Origin of the sequence: Streptomyces sp. NPDC052721 (genome assembly GCF_040678315.1) — a bacterium.
In the GTDB taxonomy this organism is placed as follows: domain Bacteria; phylum Actinomycetota; class Actinomycetes; order Streptomycetales; family Streptomycetaceae; genus Streptomyces.
Window position 1 is genome coordinate 40738 of the sequence record NZ_JBFATL010000056.1, and the last position, 8415, is coordinate 49152.

Sequence of the window (8415 nt, forward strand, 5' to 3'; positions counted from 1 at the left end):
GGGATGCGGCTCCTGTGGCCCATTCCGCCCCCATTTCCCATAGAGAAGGACGCACGAGATCCCCCGAAGATTCCCCACTGGCGAAAAATTCCGGCCAACCGCCCGACCGTGCGGCTGTCGTGAGTACCGCGTGGGCGTCCGGATCGCGGTGGCAATCTCCCCCAATGCCCGGACAACTCGCCATGTCTCGCCGCCAGTGCGGAAGTTCGCCCTCCGGACATGTCTTCGAGTTAACTGTGCGGCGGTAGTAGGCTCGCGCCGTTTGCTGACGGACATGAGCACCCCCGGCCGGCGGGGGTCGAGCTGGGGGAGGCCATGCGCTTTCGCGGGAAGTCGATCCGCCGGAAGATCGTGGCGCTGCTTCTCGTGCCGCTGGTGTCCCTGACCGCTGTCTGGGGTTTCGCCACGGTGCTCACGGGGCGCGAAGTCGCGCAGCTGTTCCGCGTGACCGACGTCGTCGAGGACATCGGCTACCCCACCGAGGATACCGTTCGCGTCCTGCAGCAGGAGCGCCGCCAGACCCTCGTCTACCTCGCCGACCCGCGAGCCTCCGAGGCCCTTTCGGCGCTGCGCCGCACCCGCACCGCGACCGACCGGGTGATCACCACCATCCGCAGGAACGCCAAGGACCAGGACATGCGGGCCGACATGGACGCGGACGACAGCGAACACCTCACCGCCGTCCTGGACGCCTTGGACGGTCTCGGGCCCCTGCGCCGCAGCGTCGAGGGAGGCACCGTCACCCGAGCCCAGGCGCTCGACCTCTACAACCGTCTCGTGGACCCCTGCTACGGGCTCCTCGCGTCCCTCGACGGCCTGGACGACGTCGAGATCGACAAGCAGGCCCGCGCCCTGGTGAACGTCACCCGCGCCCGCGAGCTGCTCTCCCGCGAGGACGCCCTGCTCGGCTCCTCCCTCGTCGTCGGTCGGCTCACCCGCGACGAGACACGTGACATCTCCGACCTCGTCGCCCAGCGCACCCTCCTGTACGACATCAGCCTCCCGCTGCTGCCCGCCGCGGAGCGCGACCGCTACGAACGCTTCTGGAAGAACGCCGTCACGGCCCCCTTGCGGGAGGCCGAACGGACCGTCATCGCCTCGCACTCCGGCACCCCTGGCGATGTCACCGCGAAGAGCTGGGACTCATCCGCGGCAACCGTCCTGGACGAACTCGGCACCCTGGACGACCAGGTGGGCGACCGCTTCCAGGACCGTATGCGCCCCGTGGCCGTCGGCGTCATCGTGCAGGCGGCCGTCGCCGGTGCCCTCGGCCTGGTCGCGCTCCTGCTCTCCGTCGTGCTCTCCATCCGGGTCGGCCGTTCCCTCATCCGCGACCTGCGCCAGCTGCGCCTGGAGGCGCACGAGGCGTCCGGTGTCCGGCTGCCCAGCGTGATGCGGCGGCTCTCGGCGGGCGAACAGGTCGACGTGGAGACCGAGGTCCCGCGTCTGGAATACGACAAGAACGAGATCGGCGAGGTCGGACAGGCCCTCAACACCCTGCAGCGGGCGGCGGTCGAGGCCGCCGTCAAGCAGGCCGAGCTGCGGGCCGGTGTCTCCGAGGTCTTCGTCAACCTCGCCCGCCGCAGCCAGGTACTTCTGCACAAGCAGCTCACCCTGCTCGACAGCATGGAGCGCCGGACCGAGGACACCGACGAACTCGCCGACCTGTTCCGCCTGGACCACCTCACCACCCGTATGCGCCGGCACGCCGAGGGCCTCGTGATCCTCTCCGGAGCCGCGCCCTCCCGGCAGTGGCGCCGGCCCGTGCAGCTGATGGACGTGGTCCGCGCCGCCGTCGCCGAGGTCGAGGACTACGAGCGCATCGAGGTCCGGCGCCTGCCACGGGTCGCCGTCACCGGGCCCGCCGTCGCCGACCTCACCCATCTCGTGGCCGAACTCCTGGAGAACGCCACCGTCTTCTCGCCCCCGCACACCGCCGTCCAGGTCCTCGGCGAGCGGGTCGCCAACGGTTTCACCCTGGAGATCCACGACCGGGGTCTCGGTATGACGGCGGAGGCACTCCTGGACGCCAATCTGCGTCTCGCCGAGACGCCCGAGTTCGAACTCTCCGACACCGACCGGCTCGGCCTGTTCGTGGTCAGCCGCCTCGCCCAGCGCCAGAACGTCCGGGTCTCCCTCCAGCCGTCGCCGTACGGCGGCACCACCGCCGTGGTGTTCATCCCCGACGCGCTGCTCACCGACGACGTCCCGGACACCAACGGCACCGGTTTCCGGCTCGACCGGGACCGCCCGGTGAAGGGCACCGAGCAGGCGCTGGGCCGTGGTGCCGGCCGGTCCCCGGCCCCCCTGTCGCTGCCCGGCCTGCCGACCTCCCTGCTGGACGGCCCGGTCGAGCTGGAGGCGCCCGTCGATCTCGACGCGCTGGACGACTTCCCTGGCGCCCTCCCGGACGAGGACAGCGAGCGCGGCGGTCTGTTCCGCCCCCGCCGGGTCAGCGCGGGCGACGACGAGCAGGCAGCCGCCGCGTCGCCCGACCGCCTGGCGCACGACGAAACCCGTGACCACGGGGCCGTACCGCTGCCCCGGCGGCAGACGCCCAAGCTCGTCAGCTCGCACGGCAAGCCCGTCACCGACCAGCGGTCCCGCCGCGGCGAACCGGACCCCGGGCCCTCCGCCGCCACGCGCCGCTCCGACCCGGACGGACCGGCTCCGCTGCCCACCCGCCGCCGCGGTACGTCCTCGCGGCGCCCCACCGGACGTGCCGGCCACGCCGACGACAGCACCGCGACGCCGGCCGAGAGTGCCGAAGCGGTCTCGGAGGCCCCGGCGCTGCCCAGGCGCACCCGGACGGGGGCAACCGGCACCGGCGGCCCGGCGGACACGGCACCGGCCCGCTCCCGCGCCGCCGCCCCCGCCGATGACTCGGCCCCGGAGCCGGGCACCGGGCCGCTTCCCCGGCGCGTACGCCAGGCGAACCTGGCCCCCCAGCTCAAGCACGACACCGACCGGCGCGTCGAGCACGCGACGCCACCCGCCGACCGCGATGCCGAGGAGGTCCGCAGCCGGATGGCCTCCCTCCAGCGCGGCTGGCAGCGCGGCCGGGAGGAGAACGCCGCGGGCGACGAGGCGCGGAACGGCACAGCACAAGGAACGACTAAGGGGGACGGTCGATGACCGCACCGAAGGCGACCGGCGACAAGGCGACGGACGAGGGGGAGCTGAACTGGCTCCTGGACGATCTGGTCGACCGGGTCGCCAGCATCCGCAAGGCCGTCATCCTGTCCGGCGACGGCCTGCCCACGGGGGTGTCCAAGGACCTGACCAGGGAGGACAGCGAGCATCTGGCCGCCGTGGCGTCCGGCTTCCACAGCCTCGCCAAGGGCGTCGGCCGCCACTTCGAGGCGGGCAGTGTCCGACAGACGGTGGTCGAGCTGGACGACGCCTTCCTCTTCGTCACCGCCGCCGGGGACGGCAGCTGCCTCGCCGTCCTCTCGGACGCCGACTCCGACGTCGGGCAGGTCGCCTACGAGATGACGCTCCTGGTCAAGCGGGTCGGCGTCCATCTGGGCACCGCCCCGCGCACCGATCTGCCCGCAGGCGGGTAGTGGGATGACATGAGCGCAGACGGTCAGGGAAGAAACCACTGGTTCGACGACGAGGCCGGGCCGGTCGTCCGTCCGTACGCCATGACGCGTGGCCGCACCACGAGCGAGGGCCAGCACCGCCTCGACCTGATCGCGGTGGTCGTCACGGAGCCCGACACGGGCGACCCGGAATCGGACCCGGCACTGTCCCCGGAACATGTGGAGATCGTGGGACTCTGCCGGGACGCGCCCCAGTCGGTCGCCGAACTCGCCGCGGAACTCGACCTGCCCATCGGCGTCGTCCGCGTCCTCATCGGCGACCTGGTGCACGCCGAACTCGTCCGTGTGACCCGCCCGGTACCCCCGGCCGAGCTGCCGGACGAGAGTATTCTGCGCGACGTGATCAACGGCCTCCGGGCGCTGTGACCGGCGCGGAAGCGGGGTAGTGACATGACTGGCTGGCAGTTCTGGGTCGACCGAGGCGGCACCTTCACCGACATCGTCGCGCGTCGCCCGGACGGCCGGCTGCTCACGCACAAACTGCTGTCCGAGAACCCGGCACGGTATTCCGACGCGGCCGTCGCGGGCGTACGCGAACTCCTGGGCGGCTCCCAGGAGCCCGTGGAGGCCGTTCGCATGGGCACGACGGTCGCCACCAACGCCCTGCTGGAACGCAAGGGCGAGCGCACCCTCCTCGTCGTCACCCGCGGCTTCCGCGACGCCCTGCGCATCGCCTACCAGAACCGCCCCCGCATCTTCGCCCGCCGTATCGAGCTGCCCGAGCTGCTCCACGAAAGGGTCGTGGAGGTGGACGAACGCGTCGCCGCCGACGGCACCGTCCTGCGCGCGCCCGACCTGGACGCCCTGGAAGGTCTGCTCCGGCAGGCGTACGACGACGGGATCCGCGCGGTCGCCGTCGTCTGCCTGCACAGCCACCTCCACCCCGGCCACGAACGCGCCGTCGGTGAACTCGCCGCCCACATCGGCTTCCCGCAGATCTCGCTGTCCAGCGAGGTCAGCCCGCTGATGAAGCTCGTCCCGCGCGGGGACACCGCCGTCGTGGACGCCTACCTCTCGCCCGTACTGCGCCGCTACGTGCGGCACGTCGCCGACGAACTGCGTGGCGTACGGCTGATGTTCATGCAGTCCAACGGCGGGCTGACGGAGGCCGGACAGTTCCGCGGCAAGGACGCCATCCTCTCCGGACCGGCCGGCGGCATCGTCGGCATGGCCCGCATGTCGCAACGCGCCGGCTTCGACCGCGTCATCGGCTTCGACATGGGCGGCACCTCCACCGACGTCTCGCACTTCGCCGGCGCGTACGAGCGGGTCTTCACCACACAGATCGCGGGTGTCCGGCTGCGGGCGCCCATGCTGGACATCCACACCGTCGCCGCCGGCGGCGGCTCCGTCCTGCACTTCGACGGCTCCCGCTACCGGGTCGGCCCCGACTCGGCCGGCGCCGACCCCGGCCCCGCCTGCTACCGCGCGGGCGGCCCGCTCACCGTCACCGACGCCAACGTCATGCTCGGCCGCATCCAGCCCGCCCACTTCCCGGCCGTGTTCGGTCCCGGTGGTGACCGGCCGCTGGACGCCGCCGTCGTCCGTGACCGGTTCGCCGCCCTCGCGCGCGAGATCCACGAACACACCGGCGACGCCCGTACCCCAGAGCAGGTGGCCGAGGGCTACCTGCAGATCGCCGTGGCCAACATCGCCAACGCGGTGAAGCGGATCTCCGTCCAGAAGGGCCACGACGTCACCCGCTACGCCCTGACCACCTTCGGCGGGGCGGGCGGCCAGCACGCGTGCCGGGTCGCCGACTCGCTCGGCATCCGCACCGTCCTCGTACCCCCCATGGCCGGCGTGCTCTCCGCGCTCGGCATCGGTCTCGCCGACACCACGGCCATGCGTGAGCACTCTGTGGAAGCGCCCCTGGAAGCCGCTTCCATGCCCGGCATCCGCAAGACGGCCGACGACCTGGAGGCCGCCGCACGGGCCGAACTCGTCGCCGAGGACGTCCCGGAGGACCGGATCCAGGTCACCCGCCGCGCCCAGCTCCGCTACGACGGCACCGACACCACCCTCACCGTCGAGCTGGCCCAGCCCGGCACCATGCGGCACGCGTTCGAGGAACGTCATCGCGCCACGTACTCCTTCACACTCGACCGCCCGGTCGTCGTGGAAGCCCTCTCCGTCGAAGCCACCGGCATCACCGCACCCCCCGATCTCTCCGCCCTCGCCCCGTACGAGGGCCGTGCCCAGGCGCCCGGCACCGTCCGCCTCCACACCGGCGGTGCCTGGCGCGACGTACCCCTCCACCGCCGGGAGGCCCTTCCTCCCGGCGAGACGGTCACCGGTCCCGCGATCATCACGGAGGCCGGCGCCACGACCGTCGTCGACGACGGCTGGCGGGCCGCCGCGACCGATGACGGGCATCTGCTCATGGAACGCACGGCGATTACGCAGAGTTCCGATGTGGGCACAGAATCCGATCCGGTTCTGCTTGAGGTCTTCAACAACCTCTTCATGTCGATCGCCGAACAGATGGGCGCACGGCTGGAGTCCACGGCCCAGTCCGTCAACATCAAGGAGCGGCTGGACTTCTCCTGCGCGCTGTTCGACCCGGACGGAAACCTGGTGGCCAACGCCCCCCACATCCCCGTCCACCTGGGATCCATGGGCACCAGCGTCAAAGAGGTCATCCGCCGGCGCGGCTCCGCCATGCGGCCGGGCGACACCTACGCCGTCAACGACCCGTACCACGGCGGCACGCACCTGCCCGACGTCACCGTGATCACCCCCGTCTTCGACACCGACGTGGCCACGGACACGCCGAGTGAGGCGCGGGTCCTCTTCCACATCGCCTCACGCGGTCACCACGCCGAGATCGGCGGCATCGCCCCCGGCTCCATGCCGGCCCACAGCCGCACCATCGAAGAGGAGGGCGTCCTCTTCGACAACTGGCTCCTCGCCGAGAGCGGCCGCTTCCGAGAAGAGGAGACCCACCGCCTCCTCACCGAGGCGCCGTACCCGTCCCGCAACCCGCGCACCAACCTCGCCGACCTGCGCGCCCAGATCGCCGCCAACCAGAAGGGCGTCGACGAGGTCCGGCGCATGATCGAGGAGTTCGGCCTCGACGTCGTCCAGGCCTACATGCGCCACGTCCAGGACAACGCCGAGGAGGCCGTCCGCCGCGTCATCGACGCCCTGGACGACGGCGAGTACGCCTACGAGACCGACTCCGGGGCAGTCATCCGGGTCCGCGTCCGCGTCGACCGGACCGAGCGCCGGGCGACCATCGACTTCACCGGCACCTCCGCGCAGCTCACCACCAACTTCAACGCGCCGTTCGCGGTGGTCAACGCGGCCGTCCTGTACGTCTTCCGCACGCTCGTCGCCGACGACATCCCGCTCAACGACGGCTGTCTGCGCCCACTGGACATCATCGTGCCGTCCGGCTCGATGCTCGCCCCCGAGCCGCCCGCCGCCGTGGTCGCGGGCAACGTCGAGACCTCCCAGGCCATCACCGGCGCCCTCTACGCCGCACTCGGCGTCCAGGCCGAGGGCTCCGGCACCATGAACAACGTCACCTTCGGCAACGAGAGGCACCAGTACTACGAAACCGTCGCCTCCGGATCCGGCGCGGGCGACGGTTTCCCGGGCGCCGACGCGGTCCAGACCCACATGACCAACTCCCGGCTCACGGACCCGGAAGTCCTGGAATGGCGGCTACCGGTCCGCCTGGAGGAGTTCGCCGTCCGGCGGGGGAGCGGCGGCGCCGGGCGGTGGCGCGGCGGCGACGGAGCGGTGCGCCGGATCCGGTTCCTCGAACCGATGACCGTCTCCACGCTCTCCCAGCACCGCCGCGTGCCGCCGTACGGCATGGCCGGCGGGGCCCCCGGAGCACTCGGCGCCAACCGGGTGGAGCACGCCGACGGCACGGTCACCGACCTCGGCGGCAGCGGCTCGGCGGACGTCGGCCCCGGCGACGTACTCGTCATCGCAACCCCCGGTGGCGGCGGCTACGGCCGACCGTCGCCCGACCCCCAGCAAGCAGGAGAAGAGATCGATGATCTTCGGGCGTTCTGAGCGCGGCAAGGCTCCGGTCGAGCCCGTCACGCTCAAGATCCTCGTAGCCGGCGGCTTCGGCGTGGGCAAGACGACCCTCGTCGGCGCGGTCAGCGAGATCAGGCCGCTGCGCACCGAGGAACTGCTCACCGAGGCCGGGCGGCCCGTCGACGACACCAGCGGTGTGGAAGGCAAGCACACCACCACGGTGGCCATGGACTTCGGCCGGATCACCCTGCGCGAGGATCTGGTGCTCTACCTCTTCGGCACGCCCGGGCAGGAGCGGTTCTGGTTCATGTGGGACGAGCTGGCCGAGGGCGCGCTCGGAGCCGTCGTCCTCGCCGACACGCGCCGCCTGGAGGACTGCTTCGCCGCCGTCGACTACTTCGAGCGGCGTTCCATCCCCTTCCTCGTCGGCGTCAACTGTTTCGACGAAGCGGCCCGTCACCCCGTGGAATCCGTCCGCCAGGCCCTCGACCTGGACGACGACGTGCCCCTCCTGCTGTGCGACGCCCGTGACCGCGAGTCGGTCAAGGAGGTGCTCGTCGGACTCGTCCAGCACGCGATGGAGTACACGGCCGACCGCCGCCAGGCCGTCGTGCGCTGACCGACGGACACGGCCCGTACCCCCGCCGACCGGGGTACGGGCCGTGGTCCTGTGCGGAGCGCCCACGCGCGCGTGTGGCGACTTTCCCGCTGCCTTCGCGCTGCTAGGCCCTGTCGTCAAACTCCCGTCTGCCGCGCGACGCCATGCACGCACTCTCGCCGCACCGGGCCCCGACCCAAGTACATCCAGTACGAG

The 8415-nt window shown here is 71.7% G+C and carries 5 protein-coding genes; all 5 read left to right on the forward strand.

Annotated features, from left to right (window positions below):
* Positions 1 to 315 precede the first annotated feature (315 nt).
* The 5 genes from AB0L21_RS35540 to AB0L21_RS35560 are packed head-to-tail and all read left to right on the forward strand — an operon-like array spanning position 316 to position 8220.
* The gene (locus AB0L21_RS35540) at positions 316 to 3135 is read left to right on the forward strand and encodes a nitrate- and nitrite sensing domain-containing protein (protein ID WP_365788319.1); all 2820 of its coding nucleotides are present in this window, start codon (positions 316 to 318) and stop codon (positions 3133 to 3135) included.
* Complete coding sequence (locus AB0L21_RS35545) at positions 3132 to 3566, forward strand: roadblock/LC7 domain-containing protein (protein ID WP_365788320.1); 435 nt, start codon at positions 3132 to 3134, stop codon at positions 3564 to 3566. The genes AB0L21_RS35540 and AB0L21_RS35545 overlap by 4 nt, the downstream gene beginning before the upstream one ends.
* 9 nt (positions 3567 to 3575) lie before the next feature.
* Complete coding sequence (locus tag AB0L21_RS35550; protein ID WP_365709151.1) at positions 3576 to 3971, forward strand: DUF742 domain-containing protein; 396 nt, start codon at positions 3576 to 3578, stop codon at positions 3969 to 3971.
* A 24-nt stretch (positions 3972 to 3995) separates the two neighbouring features.
* Positions 3996 to 7634 carry a hydantoinase B/oxoprolinase family protein gene (locus AB0L21_RS35555; protein WP_365788321.1) on the forward strand — a complete coding sequence of 1213 codons (3639 nt, stop codon included), beginning with the start codon at positions 3996 to 3998 and terminating at the stop codon, positions 7632 to 7634.
* The gene (locus AB0L21_RS35560) at positions 7615 to 8220 is read left to right on the forward strand and encodes an ATP/GTP-binding protein (protein WP_365709155.1); all 606 of its coding nucleotides are present in this window, start codon (positions 7615 to 7617) and stop codon (positions 8218 to 8220) included. The genes AB0L21_RS35555 and AB0L21_RS35560 overlap by 20 nt, the downstream gene beginning before the upstream one ends.
* The last annotated feature ends 195 nt before the right edge of the window (positions 8221 to 8415 follow it).